18 protein-coding genes are annotated in these 15972 nt (G+C 62.7%); 11 read left to right on the top strand and 7 right to left on the bottom strand.

All coding sequences use genetic code 11. The features are described from left to right. Position 1: 1 nt before the first annotated feature. The 4 genes from KY494_RS08450 to KY494_RS08465 all read right to left on the bottom strand — a co-directional run bounded on the left by KY494_RS08450 (position 2) and on the right by KY494_RS08465 (position 2910). Positions 2-169 carry a Flp family type IVb pilin gene (locus KY494_RS08450; protein WP_219890605.1) on the bottom strand — a complete coding sequence of 56 codons (168 nt, stop codon included), beginning with the start codon at positions 167-169 and terminating at the stop codon, positions 2-4. 70 nt (positions 170-239) lie between these two features. Further along, positions 240-386, bottom strand: a complete 147-nt coding sequence (locus KY494_RS08455; protein ID WP_165829357.1) for a hypothetical protein — start codon at positions 384-386, stop codon at positions 240-242. 175 nt (positions 387-561) lie between these two features. Continuing rightward, the gene (locus KY494_RS08460) at positions 562-1251 is read right to left on the bottom strand and encodes a response regulator transcription factor (RefSeq protein WP_258194748.1); all 690 of its coding nucleotides are present in this window, start codon (positions 1249-1251) and stop codon (positions 562-564) included. A 39-nt stretch (positions 1252-1290) separates the two neighbouring features. Then, complete coding sequence (locus tag KY494_RS08465) at positions 1291-2910, bottom strand: sensor histidine kinase (protein WP_219890606.1); 1620 nt, start codon at positions 2908-2910, stop codon at positions 1291-1293. A gap of 354 nt (positions 2911-3264) precedes the next feature. On the opposite strand from KY494_RS08465, the gene KY494_RS08470 reads away from it, so the two are divergent. Genes KY494_RS08470 through KY494_RS08480 form a run of 3 tightly spaced genes read left to right on the top strand, consistent with a single transcriptional unit; the run spans position 3265 to position 5722 of the window. After that, entirely contained in the window at positions 3265-3756 is a 492-nt protein-coding gene (locus KY494_RS08470) for a TadE/TadG family type IV pilus assembly protein (RefSeq protein WP_258194749.1), read from the top strand. Then, positions 3753-4361 (top strand): TadE/TadG family type IV pilus assembly protein, encoded by a 609-nt coding sequence (locus KY494_RS08475; RefSeq protein ID WP_219890607.1) that lies wholly within the window; start codon positions 3753-3755, stop codon positions 4359-4361. The genes KY494_RS08470 and KY494_RS08475 overlap by 4 nt, the downstream gene beginning before the upstream one ends. Further along, a complete protein-coding gene (locus KY494_RS08480; protein WP_219890608.1) occupies positions 4361-5722 on the top strand; it encodes a VWA domain-containing protein in 1362 nt (453 codons plus the stop codon). Before KY494_RS08475 ends, KY494_RS08480 begins: the two co-directional genes overlap by 1 nt. A gap of 14 nt (positions 5723-5736) precedes the next feature. Here the strand turns inward: KY494_RS08480 and KY494_RS08485 are convergent, their stop codons facing one another. After that, positions 5737-7587, bottom strand: coding sequence for an amidohydrolase (locus KY494_RS08485; protein ID WP_219890609.1), 1851 nt, complete (start codon positions 7585-7587; stop codon positions 5737-5739). Between KY494_RS08485 and KY494_RS08490 the strand changes: the two genes are divergently transcribed. Next, positions 7562-7831 carry a hypothetical protein gene (locus tag KY494_RS08490; protein ID WP_219890610.1) on the top strand — a complete coding sequence of 90 codons (270 nt, stop codon included), beginning with the start codon at positions 7562-7564 and terminating at the stop codon, positions 7829-7831. The two genes, KY494_RS08485 and KY494_RS08490, sit on opposite strands and share 26 nt — an antisense overlap. A 42-nt stretch (positions 7832-7873) precedes the next feature. Beyond that, entirely contained in the window at positions 7874-8128 is a 255-nt protein-coding gene (locus KY494_RS08495; protein ID WP_219890611.1) for a hypothetical protein, read from the top strand. A gap of 30 nt (positions 8129-8158) precedes the next feature. On the opposite strand, the gene KY494_RS08500 is transcribed toward KY494_RS08495, so the two are convergent. Beyond that, positions 8159-9883 carry a methyl-accepting chemotaxis protein gene (locus tag KY494_RS08500; RefSeq protein ID WP_219890612.1) on the bottom strand — a complete coding sequence of 575 codons (1725 nt, stop codon included), beginning with the start codon at positions 9881-9883 and terminating at the stop codon, positions 8159-8161. Between the two features lie 290 nt (positions 9884-10173). Here KY494_RS08500 and KY494_RS08505 point away from each other — a divergent pair, with 290 nt between their 5' ends. From KY494_RS08505 to KY494_RS08530, 6 genes are all read left to right on the top strand, one after another. After that, positions 10174-11547, top strand: a complete 1374-nt coding sequence (locus KY494_RS08505; RefSeq protein WP_219135656.1) for a DEAD/DEAH box helicase — start codon at positions 10174-10176, stop codon at positions 11545-11547. Positions 11548-11781: 234 nt separating this feature from the next. Next, positions 11782-12564 (top strand): 2-oxo-tetronate isomerase, encoded by a 783-nt coding sequence (otnI, locus tag KY494_RS08510; RefSeq protein ID WP_219890613.1) that lies wholly within the window; start codon positions 11782-11784, stop codon positions 12562-12564. A gap of 88 nt (positions 12565-12652) precedes the next feature. Continuing rightward, the gene (locus KY494_RS08515) at positions 12653-13471 is read left to right on the top strand and encodes a hypothetical protein (RefSeq protein WP_219890614.1); all 819 of its coding nucleotides are present in this window, start codon (positions 12653-12655) and stop codon (positions 13469-13471) included. Continuing rightward, on the top strand, positions 13456-13917 hold the full coding sequence (locus KY494_RS08520; RefSeq protein ID WP_219890615.1) for a hypothetical protein: 462 nt from the start codon (positions 13456-13458) through the stop codon (positions 13915-13917). Before KY494_RS08515 ends, KY494_RS08520 begins: the two co-directional genes overlap by 16 nt. An 81-nt stretch (positions 13918-13998) precedes the next feature. Next, a complete protein-coding gene (locus tag KY494_RS08525; protein ID WP_219135660.1) occupies positions 13999-14418 on the top strand; it encodes a VOC family protein in 420 nt (139 codons plus the stop codon). A 110-nt stretch (positions 14419-14528) separates the two neighbouring features. After that, a complete protein-coding gene (locus tag KY494_RS08530) occupies positions 14529-14909 on the top strand; it encodes a TraR/DksA family transcriptional regulator (RefSeq protein ID WP_219890616.1) in 381 nt (126 codons plus the stop codon). Between the two features lie 175 nt (positions 14910-15084). On the opposite strand, the gene phbB is transcribed toward KY494_RS08530, so the two are convergent. Further along, positions 15085-15831, bottom strand: a complete 747-nt coding sequence (phbB, locus tag KY494_RS08535; RefSeq protein WP_219890617.1) for an acetoacetyl-CoA reductase — start codon at positions 15829-15831, stop codon at positions 15085-15087. Positions 15832-15972 lie beyond the last annotated feature (141 nt).

A 15972-nucleotide genomic window follows, 5' to 3' on the forward strand; every position in this document is an offset into this window, starting at 1 on the left:
CTTAGGTTGCGGTAATCTTGGCGGCAATTTTGGTAAATACGCCTGCGATGTTAGTGCCGATCGAGGTCACGGACGCAACGATCACGGCAGCGATCAGCGCAGCGATCAGGCCGTATTCGATTGCGGTAACGCCATCTTCTTCAGCGATAAAATTTTTGATGAAATTCATGATTAATCCATTCAGAGTAAGTGTTAACAACGTCATGTAGGACTGCTGATGCAAGCAGTAAATCGATCACTTATGAACCCTTGCATATGGCCAGCAGCGCAAGCAGGAACACCACGGCCATCAGCGACAGCAGCAAAGCGTGTTCGAAAAATGAGTTACCACTTTGATCTTGCAAGAAATACGCAAGCTCACCCGTCCCACCATCGTTCAAGCGCATTTCCAGCTCCTGTCACCGTTCGCATTTTCAATCTGGCTAACTCAGCGACGATCACCGATTGCTGATAACGGTATTGTATGGAAAGACACATTGATACTAATCAGACAAAAGTCATTTTGTTGCCGGTACAAAAGAGCCTTTTTTCCTACATGACATCAGTACATTTGTACTGACATCAGCATTCCTGGGGCGCCGCCAGCCCGTTTTTCACCGCGTAGACATACAATTCCAGCCGGTTGGCAACGTCCAGTTTGTTGTAAATCGACGTCAAGTGATTGCGCAAGGTTTGCTCGGAAATGAAAGCGCGCTGCGCGATGGTCTTGTTGAGTGCCCCATTGCCTTCGACCATCATGGCGACAATCTTGCGTTCCTTGAGGGTCAGCAGGGCAATGCGCGCCATTTCGGGATCGGGCGGCGCCGGCATGGGCACCGGCTTGATCAGCGCTCCCAGCAGACTGCCCAGCAAGGCCTGGTCCAGGCACAATTCGCCCCGATGTACCCTGGCAATGGTATCGATCACCTGCTCCGCCGCCGCCTCCTTGCCGATCACGCCGCGCGCGCCGCTGCGCACGGCGCGGCCCAGCACCTCCTGGTCGCGCGTGCCGCTGAACATCACCGCCCGCGTGACGCCATTGGCCAACAGCGCGGGGATGAAATCGACGGAACACACGCCGGCGAGGTCCACGTCCAGCACGACAATATCGGGGCGCAAGCTCTCGGCAAGCTCCAGCGCGCCGCCTATCGTGCTGGTACTGGCGACCACCTGCATCGCCGGTTGCGCCTCTTCCAGCAGTTTTTCCAGTCCCCACAACATGGTTTTATGATCATCAACCAGCATGACGCGGATGGGATGCAGACTTGACATACGATGGCCTTTAACAGGGCAGCCGTGACGCTCTTGCCGTCAGACTGGAATTTCAATATGCACGGTGGTGGCGCCATCAGCGCCCTGGCTGACCTGCACCCGACCGCCCAGCGCCATGGCGCGTTCAGCAATGGAGGCAGGCATGAACTCGACGCGGGACGACGTTTCGCCGGCATTCTCTATCGATATCGACAAGGCATGCGCATCGCAGACGAGTGTCACGCGGCCCTCGCGGGCGGTGGTGTGCTTGCGGATATTGCTCATGCCTTCATTGACGATCTGGAATACTTCGGCTGCCAGCCGGTCGCTGAGATCAAACGCGCTGTCCGAGACGATCTCGATCGTGATGCCAAAAAACTTCTTGAGCTGCTCCGCCTGGCGCCGCAACGCCACCAGCAAGGTCACCTGTTCCCGCTCCGCGCCGCCGCGCACCGTCTGCGCCATCCGGCGCAGGTCGCCAATCACCTGGCCACTCATGTCGATCAGCTGATCGAGATCGGCCAGCAAGGGGCTGTCGGCGGCCACCTTGGCGCGCAAGGCGCTCAAGCCATGGCGCAGGCCGATATACGGCTGGATGGTCGAATCGTGCAAGTCGCGCGCAATCTTTTGCCGCTCGCGGTACGCCGCGCCGGAGGCCAGCTTGTCGAGAATGGCGATGTTTTCAATCAGGGGGAACACTTGCGCCACGATATGCAGCAGGAATCTGGCGTCGGCCCGGGTCAGCCGGTTCTTCGCGGAGATCACGTAGATGCGGCCCAGTCCCTTATGCAAAGGCAGGGGCACGCTGATGAAGGAGCGCGCATCGAGCAGTTCGGCCAGCGCCGTGCCCTGCGGCCCATGCGCATCGAGCCGCTGCCACTTCGCACTGCCGCGTTCGACTCCCGTGAGCACGCTCGCCAGTCCCAGGCGCGCGCGCAACGACGGCGCGTACAGCACGCTCTGGCTGGCATCGAACACCATCAGCGGCGCCACCGCGGCTTCGCTCAGCTGGCTGACACGCCCAGCATGTCCGCCTCTCTCTTCGAGCGCCGTACGCAACTGCCACTGCGCCCCATCGCCCTCGCGCATGACGAGGATACAGCTGCTGGCGTCAAAAAAGGCACGCGCTTTCTGCAAGACCGACGCCACCGTGTGGTCGACGCCAAAGCGGGGATTCGATTGCTGGCTGACCTCGCGCAACAACGCCAGGCGGCGCTTCTGCAACAGCCCCAGGCCGCCCCAGTACGCAATCATGTAGCCGAGCGCCATGACAAAGGTGGTGCGCAGCAACAGGTGCGAAATGATCAGCTCGGGGGTCGATGCCACCGATGCCAGCACCAGCAGAACACAGGAGGCAAGCGTGATGCGCGCGCCTTCATCGAGTCCGCGCTGAAACGACGCCGCCAGGATAACGAAGAAAAAGAAAGGGAAAAAATAGCTTTCGGCGCCGCCGGTACCATACACGATCAGGCCGCACCACAGCACGTCGAGCCAGCATATCACCTTGCCATGCACTACCGGATGCTTGAAATAAAGAAAAACAAACAGCACTGCGCTATGCAGAACGTATGAACACAGGATCAACCAGGCCAGCTGATTCGGCACACCCAGCTTGCCCGGGTTGATGATCAGCGTTAATAACGCCGTCACCGACAGCAGCAGGCGCATGCCAGAGATCATGATCAAATCTGCATGATCGACCATTGGCAATGCCGTATCGGCATTTGGTTCCTCTTGCAGTTGTTGCTGTTGCAGCATGCTGATTTATTCACTTTTCAAAAACACCATCGGCTGGATCACCAGGACAATGGTTGATTATTCTTTAATTTATTAAGCCTCCGCATCTTACTCTCAGGAACGTTACTCAGGGGTATGGAGTAATCAATTAACTACATTTATTACAAGAAACTTGATTTATATGCACTTTGGTGCCACCCTTGCGCACTCGAAGCGAGATACAATGAAGAGTGCCCCATGGGCAACAGGCCCGCCATCACACCGATGCCGGCGCGAGCCTTGATACGGATACCAGACATGATGCTCAACCAGGCCACACCCTTCCGGTCCCCGCAAGGCAAATTCAGGCAATGCGGCTCCGCCATCGTCGAGTTCGCCATCATCGCACCGGTCTTCCTGCTGTTCATGATAGGCATCATCGAACTGAGCATGGCATATTTCGCCAATCTCACCATGCAGCATGCGGTGCGTGAGGGGGCGCGCTATGCCGTGACGGGCAACAGCGATCTCGATCCCGCCAGCAGCAACCAGCAGCGCTACCAGGCCGTCATTCAAAAAATGAAAGCCAGTTCGATGGGCATCTACGACAAGGTCAATCCCGTCATCACGGTGAACGGCGTCAGCGGCACCAGTGCCGGCATGTTCGGCAACGCGGGCGATATCGTCGTCATCTCCGTCGCATACAACTGGACATTCGCCACGCCGATGATGGCCGCCTTCTACAAGGACGGCAAGGCGCCCTACGTGGTGGCCGCCACCATGCGCAATGAAAGTTTTGGCGGCCTATGATGCGTTCCCACTCTCTTTCGCGGCGTGCCGCGCGCGGCATCGCCGCCGTGGAATTTGCCATCGTGCTGCCACTGCTGGCCCTGCTGCTGTTCATGGTGGTCGACCTGTCGCGCGCCATCCAGGCCAAGATCATCCTGCTCAACATCAGCCGCGAAGGTGCCAACCTGGCCTCGCGCTCGACGACCGACCTGAACGGATCGAGCCAGACCATCATGAATGCGCTGGCCGCCAGCACGCCGCCGCTGGACATGAACAAGCGCGGCATGATCTACATTACCAAGATCATGGGCTACACGGCGAAAAGCGGCTTGCGCAATATCGTGCTGGAACAGTACCGCTGGGACGCCGGCGCGAAGGTGAGTGGCTACCTTCCTGCCAGCCAGGTGTGGCAATGCGGTAGCTGGAGCAATGGCACGTGCACCAATATCGCCCAGGCCGACAGTGCTCCCGCAGTGTCACTGATGTCGGGCCAGCTGTCCGATGGCGAACTGATTTATGCCGTGGAGACTTTCTATAATTTCGACATGCTGTTTGGCACATTGAAAATCGGCAACAGCACGACGCCTGTCCTCGGCCCCAACCTTTATTCGATGACGGTATTTTGATGCGCATTCCACACAAGAAACAAAACGGGCAAGTGCTGATCATGGTGGCGCTGTCGGCCGTCGTCCTGATCGCCTCGGCGGGCCTGGCCATCGATTCGGCGCTCGGCTATTTCGTCAAGGCCAAGCTCAACGCGGCAGTCGATTCGGCCAGCCTGGCGGCGGCGCGCGGCGTGACCCAGGGTGATACGCAGGCGGCGCAGGCGGCCAACGCGCGCCAATCGGCCAAGGAATTTTTTGACATCAACTATCCCGACAAATTCCTGCTCTCCACGCCCGTACTCAACCCCGTCGGTGTGACCTTCGACAAGGGCACCGTCACCATCGACGTCTCCGCCACCGCCTCGATGCCCGTCTCGCTGATGGGCATACTCGGCTTCAAGACCCTGAACGTGGCAGCCGCCGCGCAAACCATCCGCAAGGACCTGGACATGGTGCTGGTGATGGATACCTCGGGTTCGCTGTCTGGCAATGCCACTGCCGTACGGGCGGCAGGCATTTCCTTTCTGAATAAATTCAATTCCACCGTGGATCGGGTTGGCCTCTTGCATTTCGCCTCCGAGGCGCAAATCGACCTTCCCATCAAGCTACTCAACCGCGGATTTGACCGCACCACCACCACGGCAAAAATTAGCAATTTTGTTTTTTCTGGCGGCACCAATTCGGCCGAAGGCATGTGGCAGGCGCGCAAGCAGCTGAAAGACATCGGCCAGATCAACCGCTCGAGCCTGCGTGTCATCGTATTTTTCTCCGATGGCTCGCCATCCGCGTTTTCCTCCTATTTCTTCCCCGCCATGTCAAGCAACTGCACGGCGGGTGGGCTCGCGACTGTGGACAAACTGCAAAGCAACAGTCAGCCGCAGTTGTTTGGCCTGTACGAAAAATGGGCGGCGAGTACGCTGATGGATCCCACCAACTGCGCCGCTAGCGCGATTAGCACCCTGCCCCCCTGGTACAACGCCAACAATCCGGCGCCCCAAGCCAACGATATAGCGCTGCAGGAGTTCCCCATCGTGACCAACACGCCGCGCGTTGTGACCAGTTCGGTGTCCACGCAGCAGCAACGATGGACCAATGTACATCGCGCTTCGCGCAACCTGCCCGAAGCGATAGCGGCCAAGGCACGCCAGGAAGGCATTTTCGTCTTCACCCTGGGCATGGGTCCATCGCTGATCGCACCGGAGGGGCCGGATAATGAACTAGGCGCAGACTTGCTGCGCTGTTTGGCCAACACGAGCGATGCGCCTACGCGTTGCCGCAAGCCGGCCGAACCCATGGGCCTGTACTGCTATGCGGCCACCGAAAGCGACCTGAGCCCCTGTTTCACGCGGCTCGCCTCGGCCATCCTGCGCATTTCCAAATAAGGCATGGCCATCGGCTAGAAGGCGAAGCAGCTGCAGCCCAGCGTGCCCCAGAAGCCGGAAAAGTCGCTGATCGGCACGGCCGACTTGCGTGCCCGGTCGTGGGCGTGGGCGTGCACGCCGCAGGCGCCCGCGCACTGGTGCGGCAGCAAGGCTTGCGCCGGCCTGGCCGCGGGACGGTAATGGCCGGGCACCGCGCGCACGGGCGACCACTCGGGCAGCACGGGAATCGGGGGCGGCGCCAGGGCGGAAAATGGCCCCTGGCCGTAGACGATCTTGCCACCCACCATGGTCAGCACGGAGTCGATGGACTTGATCGCCTCTTCCGGCACGGCGAAATAATCGGCCGACAACACGGCAAGATCGGCCAGCATGCCCTCGCGTATGCGCCCCTTCTTGCCTTGCTCGCTGGAAAACCAGGCGCTGCCCGCCGTCCACAACTCCAGTGCCGTGTCGCGCGACAATCTACCCGCCGCCTCCGTCAGGGCCAGGCCGCCCACGGTGCGTCCCGACACCAGCCAGTACAGCGCCGTCCACGGGTTGTAGCTGGCCACCCTGGTGGCATCCGTGCCGCCGCCGACCGGTACGCCCGCGTCCAGCATGCGCTGCACGGGCGGCGTGGCCTTGGCTGCATCGGCACCATAACGCTCGACAAAATATTCGCCCTGGAAAGCCATGCGGTGCTGGATGGCGATGCCGCCGCCCAGCGCCCTGACGCGGTCGATATTTTTCGGACTGATGGTTTCCGCGTGGTCGAACAGCCAGTGCAAGCCGGCGAACGGCGTGTCGCGGTTGACCTTTTCAAACACGTCGAGCATGCGGCTGATCGATTCGTCATAGGTGGCGTGCAGGCGGAACGGCCAGCGTTGCTCGACCAGGTGGCGCACGACCTTTTCCAGTTCATCCTCCATGCCGGCCGCCAGCTCCGGGCGCGGCTCGAGGAAATCCTCGAAGTCGGCGGCGGAAAACACCAGCATTTCGCCGGCGCCGTTATGCCGATAGTAATCCGTGCCGTCGCCCGGTTTCAGCATGCCGGTCCACTTCTGGAAGTCCTGCAGTTCCGCGCCCTTGTTTTGCGTGAACAGGTTGTAGGCGATGCGGATGGTCAGCTGCTCTTTTTGCGCCAGCTCATCGACGACGGCGTAATCCTCGGGATAGTTCTGGAAGCCGCCGCCCGCGTCGATGGCGCTGGTGATGCCGAGCCGGTTCAGTTCGCGCATGAACTGGCGCGTGGAATTGACTTGCAAGTCGAGCGGCAGATTCGGGCCTCGCGCCAGGGTCGCATACAAGAGCATGGCGTTCGGCCGGGCGATCAGCAAGCCGGTGGGGTTGCCGGCGGCATCGCGCACGATTTCGCCGCCGGGCGGGTTCGGCGTATTTTTATCGTAGCCGACGGCGCGCAGGGCGGCGCGGTTGAGCAGCGCGCGGTCGTACAGGTGCAGGATGAAGACGGGGGTATCGGGCGCGGCCGCGTTGATTTCATCGAGCGTCGGCATGCGTTTTTCCGCGAACTGGAACTCCGTCCAGCCGCCCACCACGCGCACCCATTGCGGATTCGGCGTGCGCAGCGCCTGTTCTTTCAGCAGGCGCAAGGCATCGGCCAGCGAGGGCACGCCTTCCCAGCGCAATTCCAGGTTGTAGTTCAAGCCGCCCCGGATCAGGTGCAGGTGCGAGTCGTTCAGGCCGGGAATGACCGTGCGGCCAGCCAGGTCAATCAACTGCGTGGCGGGACCACGATGGCGCATCACGTCTTCCACGTCGCCCACGGCGAGGAATGTGCCATCGGCGATGGCAACGGCGGACGCCAGCGGCCGCGTTCGGTCGACCGTGTGGAAACGGCCATTGAGTAAGATCGTGCTTGCGCTCATGCTGGTTCTCCTGAATCCGTTGCTGGACGATACATCGATGAACATGGCCTTCGCTGGCGTTGAACTGGTGCCCGATCATGATCAGGGTATGATCGTTCGGAGCCCGCAGTTTTTGTGCGGCTTGGCTTCTATTTCCGCCCTTTTCCCACGCGGTGTATGCGGGGCCGGTGCCATGCAGTATGGACGAGACACTTTGAAAACAAAAACGGAAAGATTGCCAAGCTATATACAATTTTTTCGATGATTCCGATTGAGCGCATCGGGCAATACAACACCAGGAGAAAACATGGGATTTGAATTCAGGATTGCGGCCAGCCTGACGCAGGAGCAGCGCCAGCACATCGCGCAGCTGCTGGCGGCACGGCCGCAGGCGCCGCGCCCCCCCGGCGGCGCCATGCCCGACACCGAAGCGAGGCTGACGGACGCCGGCCTGTATGTGTGCCAGCACCTGCGCCCGGACCCGTGGCACGGCCTGGCCGCCGTGCGCGCATGGCTCGACGACCAGGGCGTCGATTACGCTGTCGGGGAGATCGACGACTAGGCCTGCAGGCACCGTAGGCGATAGCCCTGGCTAGAACTCTTCCCATTCGTCATGTTTGGCGAGGCGCTTTCCCTCGCCTGCCTGCGCCTTGGCCGGCAAGACCTTGGGGACGGGACGGGGCGCCTTAGCGGGCGTGCGCGCGAGCAAGCGCGCAACGGGGCGGGCTTCCTTGCGGCGCGGCGCGGGCGGCGCGGCATCCACCTGCGCGGTCCTGAACACGCTCACCGCATCGGCCAGCCGGGCGGCCTGCTCCTGCATGGATTCCGCCGCTGCGGCAGCCTCTTCCACCAGCGCGGCGTTTTGCTGGGTCACCTGGTCCATTTCGCCGATCGCCTGGTTGACTTGCTCGATGCCGGCCCGCTGCTCGTCGCTGGCGGCCGAGATCTGTCCGACAATGCTGCTGACCTTGTGCACGCTGTCGACGATTTCGCGCATGGTGTGGCCCGCCTCGTCAACCAGGCGCGCGCCGCTCTCCACCTGCGCCACCGAGTCGTTGATGAGGGCCTTGATTTCCTTCGCTGCGCCAGCCGATCTTTGGGCCAGATTACGCACTTCCGTGGCGACGACGGCGAAGCCGCGCCCCTGCTCGCCCGCCCGGGCCGCCTCCACGGCCGCATTCAGGGCCAGGATATTCGTCTGGAAGGCGATGCCGTCGATCACGCCGATGATGTCGACGATCTTGCGCGACGAGTCGTTGATCGAACCCATGGTGTCGACCACTTGCGCCACCACTGCGCCGCCCTTGCCGGCCACGGCGGAGGCCGACGCCGCCAGGCCGTTGGCCTCGCTGGCATTCTGCGCATTGCGCTGTACCGTGCTGGTCAGTTCCTCCATCGAGGACGCCGTCTCTTCCAGCGAACTGGCCTGCTGTTCCGTGCGCGCGGACAGGTCGATATTGCCCGAGGCAATCTGGCGCGAGGCCGTGGCGATGGCCTGCGTGCCGCCGCGCACTTCGGTGACGATGCGCAGCAGGTTGGCCGTCATGTCTTTCAATGCCTGCATCAGCTCGCCCGTCTCATCCTTCGAGCGCACGTCCACCTGCACCGTCAAGTCGCCGTGCGCCACCTGCCTGGCCACGTCGATCGCCGCGCGCAGCGGGCCGGAAATGTTGTGGGCGAGCCACCAGGCGATCAGGGCGGCCAGGATCAGCGCCGCCGCGCCGCCGCCCAGCAAGGTCCAGTGCGTGCGCGCCTGCAAGGCCGCCGCCGCTTCCGAGCGCCGGGCCAGCAGCACCGTTTCCGCCTGGCCGATCTCGCCCAGCAGTGCCCGCATGGCATCCATGCCCTGCTTGCCCCGGCCTTCCTTCTCCAGCGCCAGCACGGGCTCGATGGCCGCCGTGCCCTGCGCCACGGCGCGCCGCAAAGCAATCACGGGATCGAGCGCACCAGCCAACCAGGCTTGCTTGGCAGCATCGAGCTTCGTCAGGCGCTCCTGCTGGGCAGGGTTATCGCTGGTCAAGCCGCGCGCAGCTGCAAGGTGCGTGCCAAACGCGGCCTGCCCCGCCTTGTACGGTTCCAGCGACGCCTCCGCGCCCGTGATCACGTAGCCGCGCTGGCCCGTTTCCACGTTGATCAGGCTTTCCAGGAGCGCGCTGTTTTCAGCGAGCACCTGGTAAGTGTGGGTATTGATGGCATTGGCGTCGGCCAGCCGCGAGACATTCAGCGTGGCGACGGTGACCAGGGCGGCCAGCAACAGGACGATGGTGCCGAAACCGCCATACAGGCGGGTGGCGATGCGAAGATCGGCGATACGCATGATATTCCTCCAGGAATGAACACCCCGGCGCCACGGTGAGTCCCGCGCATGGAGTGCTACAGGCAATAGTAGTGAATAACGCCAATCCGGAGCGCGCCCTAGCCACGCATTTCCTTTACCTGTGGCATTGCGTACCTGAAACAAACCCGGCGCTTTTTTGCCATGCTGTTATACTTCGCGTGTGCGGCACATATGACCAGTCCCCTTGCCGCTGTCTTTCGACCCCTAATCTGATTGCCTGCGACTGGCGCCCCCCGATGGCGACAGGCCGATCTCACAATAAAGTTACCATGTCCTTTTCCTCCCTCGGATTGTCCGACGCTATCGTACGTGCCGTTACCGAACACGGCTACACCGTGCCGACCCCCATCCAGACGCAGGCGATTCCCGCCGTGCTGGCTGGCGGCGATTTGCTGGCCGGCGCACAAACCGGTACCGGCAAGACGGCCGGCTTCACCCTGCCCTTGCTGCACCGCCTGTCGACTGACGCGAATGGCGCAGCCATCACCAGCAACACGTCGACGCGCCCGATCCGCGCGCTGATCCTGGCACCGACGCGCGAACTCGCCGCGCAGGTCGAGGAAAGCGTGCGCACCTACGGCAAATACACCAAGCTGAACTCGACCGTGATCTTCGGCGGCGTCGGCATCAACCCGCAAATCAAGCAGCTCAAACACGGCGTCGACGTGCTCGTCGCCACGCCGGGCCGCCTGCTGGACCACATGGGCCAGGGCACGGTTGACCTGTCGAAAGTGGAAATCCTGATTCTCGACGAAGCCGACCGCATGCTCGACATGGGCTTCATCCGCGACATCAAGAAAGTGCTGGCCGTGCTGCCGCCGAAACGCCAGAACCTGCTGTTCTCGGCCACGTTCTCGGAAGAGATCAAGGCCCTGGCCGACGGCTTGCTGAACAAGCCAGCCATGATCGAAGTAGCGCGCCGCAATTCGACCGTGGAAGTGATCCAGCAAAAGATCCATCCGGTCGACCGCGACAAGAAGCACCCGATGCTGTCCTACCTGATCAAGTCGAACAACTGGACGCAAGTACTGGTATTTACGCGCACCAAGCATGGCGCGAATAAACTGGTCGAGCAACTGGGCGCGGACGGCATTGGCGCCCTGGCCATCCACGGCAACAAGAGCCAGTCGGCGCGCACGCGCGCGCTGTCCGAGTTCAAGGATGGCACCCTGCAAGTACTGGTCGCCACCGACATCGCCGCGCGCGGCATCGATATCGACCAGTTGCCGCACGTCGTCAACTACGACTTGCCGAACATCCCGGAAGACTATGTGCACCGTATCGGCCGTACGGGTCGTGCCGGCGCCAAGGGCGAAGCCGTGTCGCTGGTCTGCGTGGATGAGCACGAAATGTTGAAAGACATCGAAAAGCTGATCAAGCAAACGCTGCCGCGCGAAGTCATCGAAGGCTTCGAGCCGGACCTGAACGCCCGCGCCCAGCCTGTGCAATTGCGCAGCGGCACCGGCGGTCACCGCAACAACAGCCGCGCGCCAGCGGGCGCCGTGGTGCGCGTGAAAACCGGCGGCAGCGGCGCCAAGCCACGCAGCGCCGGCCCGGCGGGCGGCGGTGGCGGCGGCGGCAACCGTTCCGGCAATGCGCCGCGTTCGGCAGCGAATCACCGCTCCGGCGGCCGCGGCCGCTAAAACGCGGCCTGAAAGCTACTGCGCGGGGCGCTATTGCGTTTGCGTTGCTCGCCGTACTCCAGTACGGCTGCGCTACTCGACGCAATATCACTCCCGCTCGCTACGCTTTCAGACCCCGTTTGTCTTTCTTGAGATGCGCTCCCCAACCTAGTTGGCGGGCGCATTTTTCATGCACGCCACCTTTTTGCCGATTTGGGCTAGGATAGTGTCCATCACCCTCACCTGCGTGCCGCCATGCCGAACTTCGCTGCCAACCTCAGCATGATGTTTACCGAACTGCCCTTCCTCGACCGCTTTGCCGCCGCCAGGGAAGCGGGCTTCGATGCCGTCGAATTCCTGTTTCCCTATGTCGTCGAGGCGCGCCAGATCGCCATGCGGCTGGAACGCCACGATCTGCAGCTGGCCGTCTTCAATTTTCCGCCCGGCAACTGGGAACACGGCGAACGGGGCATCGCCTGCGATCCGCGCCGGGGCGAAGAATTCCGCGGCAACGTGCAACTGGCGCTCAACTACGCGCTGGCGCTGGGCGCAAAACAGCTGCATTGCATGTCCGGCATCGTGCCACCCGGCATGAGCCTGGAACGGGCGCGGCAAAGCCTGATCGGCAACCTGCAATATGCGGCCGACGCCTGCCGTCCGCACGGCATCCACGTGCTGATCGAGCCCATCAACCGCTACGACATGCCCGGTTACTTTTTGAACCATAGCCAGCAGGCGGCCGACATCATCGCCGACTGCCAGCGCAGCAATATCTTCCTGCAATACGACATTTATCACATGCAGCGCATGGAGGGTGAACTGAGCAACACCATCCGCGCCCTGCTGCCCCTGATCCGCCACATCCAGATCGCCGACACGCCGGGCCGCCACGAACCGGGCACGGGCGAAATCAACTACCGCCATCTGTTCAAGCTGCTCGACCAGGTCGGCTACGCAGGCTGGGTCGGCTGCGAATACCGTCCCAAGGGCGACACCGTGGCCGGACTGGGCTGGCGCGAGCAATTGACGGGCGCCTGATCGCAGCACGCTTGCGCCCGCACAAGGCGGACAGCACAGGCCGGCACGACAATACCTTTCCATACAGTACTTCCTGTCGAGAGGTGACGTGTCCGCCCTGCCCGCCCGCCATGGCCGCGCCCTTGGCCTGAACCTGTACCTGAGCCTCTTCCTGGCTGCCGTGCTGTGCGGCTGCGCCACTCCACGCACCGACCTGGCGCAGGTGCGCGCCCTGGCCGCCGGCAGCGATGCCTTGAACGCCTTCAGCGAACTGGCGCAGCGCCACGTGGACAGCTACCAGCGCGCGCGCCCCTATCTGTCGCCGGCCGAAGACGCGCGCGAACGCCTGCTCGATGCCCAGCGCCGTGCCGCGCGAGCGGACGTCGCGCGCCTGGCGCAAGCCGTGCGCCTGTACCTGCAAGCGCTGGGCCGGCTGGCGCAAGCCGATGCATACGACGTGCAGCCCGAACTGGCCAGTGCCGGCGTCGCCATCCGCGCCTGGCCGGGCAGCGGCATCGATGACCGGCATGTCAGCGCCTACACCTTGCTGCTGCAGCAACTCTCACGCCTGGGCGGCGCGGCCAGCCAGCAGGCGCACCTGGCGCAGGTACTGCACGACGGCGATGCGCCGCTGCAAGCCCTGCTGGCCGCGCTCGACAGCTTGCTGGCGCTGTACGACAAGAGCGGCGACAATGAGCGCGACATGGTGCTCGGCTTGCTGGACGTGGAAATCGCCTATGCCGACACGCCGCAACAGCGCCTGCTGGCCGTGCTGGCGAAAAACATGCAACAAAGCAAAACCGAGGAATATCGGCTGCTTGGATTGCGCCATACCCTGGCGCGCCGGCAACTGGCGGCACTGGGGCGTGAACACGCCCAGCTCGCTGCCACCCTCACCACCACGGAGGCAAGATGGACGGATCGGTAGGCAGCGAACGCCGCGAAGCGGCTCTGAGCAGCGCCATGCGCGTCGAGCAACTGGCCGACAGCCTGTCGCAGGCGGCCGTCACCCTGCATGGCGCCGTCATGCGCGCCATCCGCAAGCGCGCCAGCCAGGGAGAAAACGGTATCAGCCACAGTCAGGCGCAAGCCGTCTTCGCCCTGGAAGTGGCCTTGCGCCAGCAAGCCAACCAGCTGTATGCCGATGCCGCCGGGCATACGGTCGCCGGCCTGGAAACGGCGCAGCGCCAGCTCAGCGGCCTGCTCGACACGGTGCGCCTGCGCATCGCCCGCAACGACGACGTGCGGCACTGGATCAGCCTGGCGACGAGCTTGTTGCACTTGGGCAGCGCCGTCCTCGCCCGCAATCCCGAGCGCATCCTCAGCACCCTGGGCAAGGTGCGTGAGCGGCTGCAAGAGATGGCGCCGGACTGATTGAATTTGGCCGGCGAGCGCCTATACTGGGACGTCCCCGCATGGCAATGCGTGCCCGCGGGAGCACCAGAGGAGGCCAATATGCGTATCGAACCGTATTTGCAATTCAATGGAAATTGCGCGCAAGCGCTGGAATACTACCGTCAGCACCTGCATGGCACGGACCTGTGCCTGATGCCGTTTCGCGGCTCGCCGGGCCAGCAGCAGGTCAAGGAAGACTGGTACGACAAGATCATGCACGGCTCCGTGCAGTTGGGCCCCACCATGCTGATGGGCTCGGACGGTGGCTGCCAGGAAGATGGCGCCAAGGGCATGAGCGGCAGCTCGGTCTGCCTGACCCTCGACACGCCGGAGGAAGCGGAACGGGCCTTCGACGCGCTGGCGCGTGACGGCAACATCCAGATGCCGCTGGAAGAAACGTTCTGGGCCAAGCGCTTCGGCATGCTGAAAGACCAGTTCGGCGTCGCCTGGATGGTCAACTGCCTGAAGGAGCCAGCATAGAACGGCCCATGCCTGCCTGCGCCGCATCAAACGCGGCGCGGGTAGTAGCGCAAGCAGAGTGGCCAATCTTGGACTACCATAATGGAAGTAACCTCTACCGGGTGACAACCATGAATGGATTGCCGCAAGACCAGCTGCAACGCCTGCAAGGCGTGCTGGAGCAACGCAAACTGGCGCTGCAGGAACAGATCGAGAACGAGTCGGCCGAAGCCGATGCGCGCGCCTCGCTGCTCAATGAAATCGAAGCCTCGCCGGCCGACAACGCCAGCGTGCGCACCTTGAACGCCCTCGTCAGCGAAGCGGCCGAACACAATCTGGCGCAGCTGGCCATCATCCGGCACGCGCTGGCCAAGTTTGCCGATGGCAGCTACGGCCTGTGCGACAACTGTGGCGAAGCCATCGGCCTGTCGCGCCTGAACGCGCGCCCCGAAGCGCGCCTGTGCATCGATTGCCAGACGCGGCTGGAAAAAGCCCGGCGCGGCGTGGCATGACGCGAGCATGACGGCGGCGCAACAACAAAGGGCAAGGCATCGCTGCCCTGCCCCCTGTTTTCCAGCGTGACTACCATGTTGCCTGTCGTCCTCCGCCAGCATCGTGCGTGCCGGCTGGGTGGACGGGTCTCCTCTACTGCCATTGCCCTGCTTCAAGTGTCCAGCTGTACCTTGGTTAGCTCATGTGCTGTCCGCCATTGATGGCGATGTTCGCGCCCGTGACGAACGCCGCCTCGTCGGACGCCAGGTAAGCCACCAGGGCCGCTACCTCGTCCGGCTCGCCCAGGCGGCCCAGGGGAATCTGCGGCAGGATCTTCGTTTCCAGGATATCGGCCGGCACGGCCGTCACCATCTGCGTGCGCAGGTAGCCGGGCGAGACCGTGTTGACGGTGATGCCGTGGCGCGCCACTTCCAGCGCCAGCGCCTTGCTGAAGCCATGCACGCCCGCCTTGGCGGCCGCATAGTTGCACTGGCCAAACGCGCCCTTCTGGCCATTCACGGACGAGATATTGATGATGCGGCCCCATTTCTTTTCCAGCATGGGTTCCAGCACCTGCTTGCTCATGTTGAACAGGCTGTCGAGATTGGTGCGCATGACCTCGGCCCAGTGCGGCAATTCCATCTTGCGCATGCTCTGGTCGCGCGTGATGCCGGCGTTGTTGACCAGCACGTCGATGCGGCCGAACTGCGCCAGCACGCTTGCCACAGCTTCGCTGCAGGCAGCGAAATCGCTCACATCGATGGCCAGCGGGTGAAAATAATACTGCTGCGCCTGTTGCTCGTCGAGCCAGCTGGCCACGCGCGCATTGCCCGGCGTATGCGCCGCCACGACGGCAAAGCCCGCCGCATGCAGGCGGCGGCACAAGGCCGTGCCCAGGCCGCCCATGCCGCCCGTGACCAGTGCTACCTTTTGTTCCTTCATCGCTGTCTCTCCCCGCTTGTTATGGTTGTTCTGCGTGGGATCAAGTGTAGGAGCAGTTTTTCTTGTCGGCTTTGCGCCAGATCAAGTGCTCAGCCTGATGCAGTCGTGCGCGCCCGGCACCCCGGACTGTGCCAGAATGGC

It is taken from the genome of Janthinobacterium sp. PAMC25594 (assembly GCF_019443505.1).
Taxonomy (GTDB): domain Bacteria; phylum Pseudomonadota; class Gammaproteobacteria; order Burkholderiales; family Burkholderiaceae_D; genus Janthinobacterium.

Bases quoted from the DNA above. Each gene is read 5' to 3' on its own strand.
- KY494_RS08450 (WP_219890605.1), bottom strand. From the start codon at position 169: ATGAATTTCATCAAAAATTTTATCGCTGAAGAAGATGGCGTTACCGCA.
- KY494_RS08455 (WP_165829357.1), bottom strand. From the start codon at position 386: ATGCGCTTGAACGATGGTGGGACGGGTGAGCTTGCGTATTTCTTGCAA.
- KY494_RS08460 (WP_258194748.1), bottom strand. From the start codon at position 1,251: ATGTCAAGTCTGCATCCCATCCGCGTCATGCTGGTTGATGATCATAAA.
- KY494_RS08465 (WP_219890606.1), bottom strand. From the start codon at position 2,910: ATGATCTCTGGCATGCGCCTGCTGCTGTCGGTGACGGCGTTATTAACG.
- KY494_RS08470 (WP_258194749.1), top strand. From the start codon at position 3,265: ATGATGCTCAACCAGGCCACACCCTTCCGGTCCCCGCAAGGCAAATTC.
- KY494_RS08475 (WP_219890607.1), top strand. From the start codon at position 3,753: ATGATGCGTTCCCACTCTCTTTCGCGGCGTGCCGCGCGCGGCATCGCC.
- KY494_RS08480 (WP_219890608.1), top strand. From the start codon at position 4,361: ATGCGCATTCCACACAAGAAACAAAACGGGCAAGTGCTGATCATGGTG.
- KY494_RS08485 (WP_219890609.1), bottom strand. From the start codon at position 7,587: ATGAGCGCAAGCACGATCTTACTCAATGGCCGTTTCCACACGGTCGAC.
- KY494_RS08495 (WP_219890611.1), top strand. From the start codon at position 7,874: ATGGGATTTGAATTCAGGATTGCGGCCAGCCTGACGCAGGAGCAGCGC.
- KY494_RS08500 (WP_219890612.1), bottom strand. From the start codon at position 9,883: ATGCGTATCGCCGATCTTCGCATCGCCACCCGCCTGTATGGCGGTTTC.
- KY494_RS08505 (WP_219135656.1), top strand. From the start codon at position 10,174: ATGTCCTTTTCCTCCCTCGGATTGTCCGACGCTATCGTACGTGCCGTT.
- otnI (WP_219890613.1), top strand. From the start codon at position 11,782: ATGCCGAACTTCGCTGCCAACCTCAGCATGATGTTTACCGAACTGCCC.
- KY494_RS08520 (WP_219890615.1), top strand. From the start codon at position 13,456: ATGGACGGATCGGTAGGCAGCGAACGCCGCGAAGCGGCTCTGAGCAGC.
- KY494_RS08525 (WP_219135660.1), top strand. From the start codon at position 13,999: ATGCGTATCGAACCGTATTTGCAATTCAATGGAAATTGCGCGCAAGCG.
- KY494_RS08530 (WP_219890616.1), top strand. From the start codon at position 14,529: ATGAATGGATTGCCGCAAGACCAGCTGCAACGCCTGCAAGGCGTGCTG.
- phbB (WP_219890617.1), bottom strand. From the start codon at position 15,831: ATGAAGGAACAAAAGGTAGCACTGGTCACGGGCGGCATGGGCGGCCTG.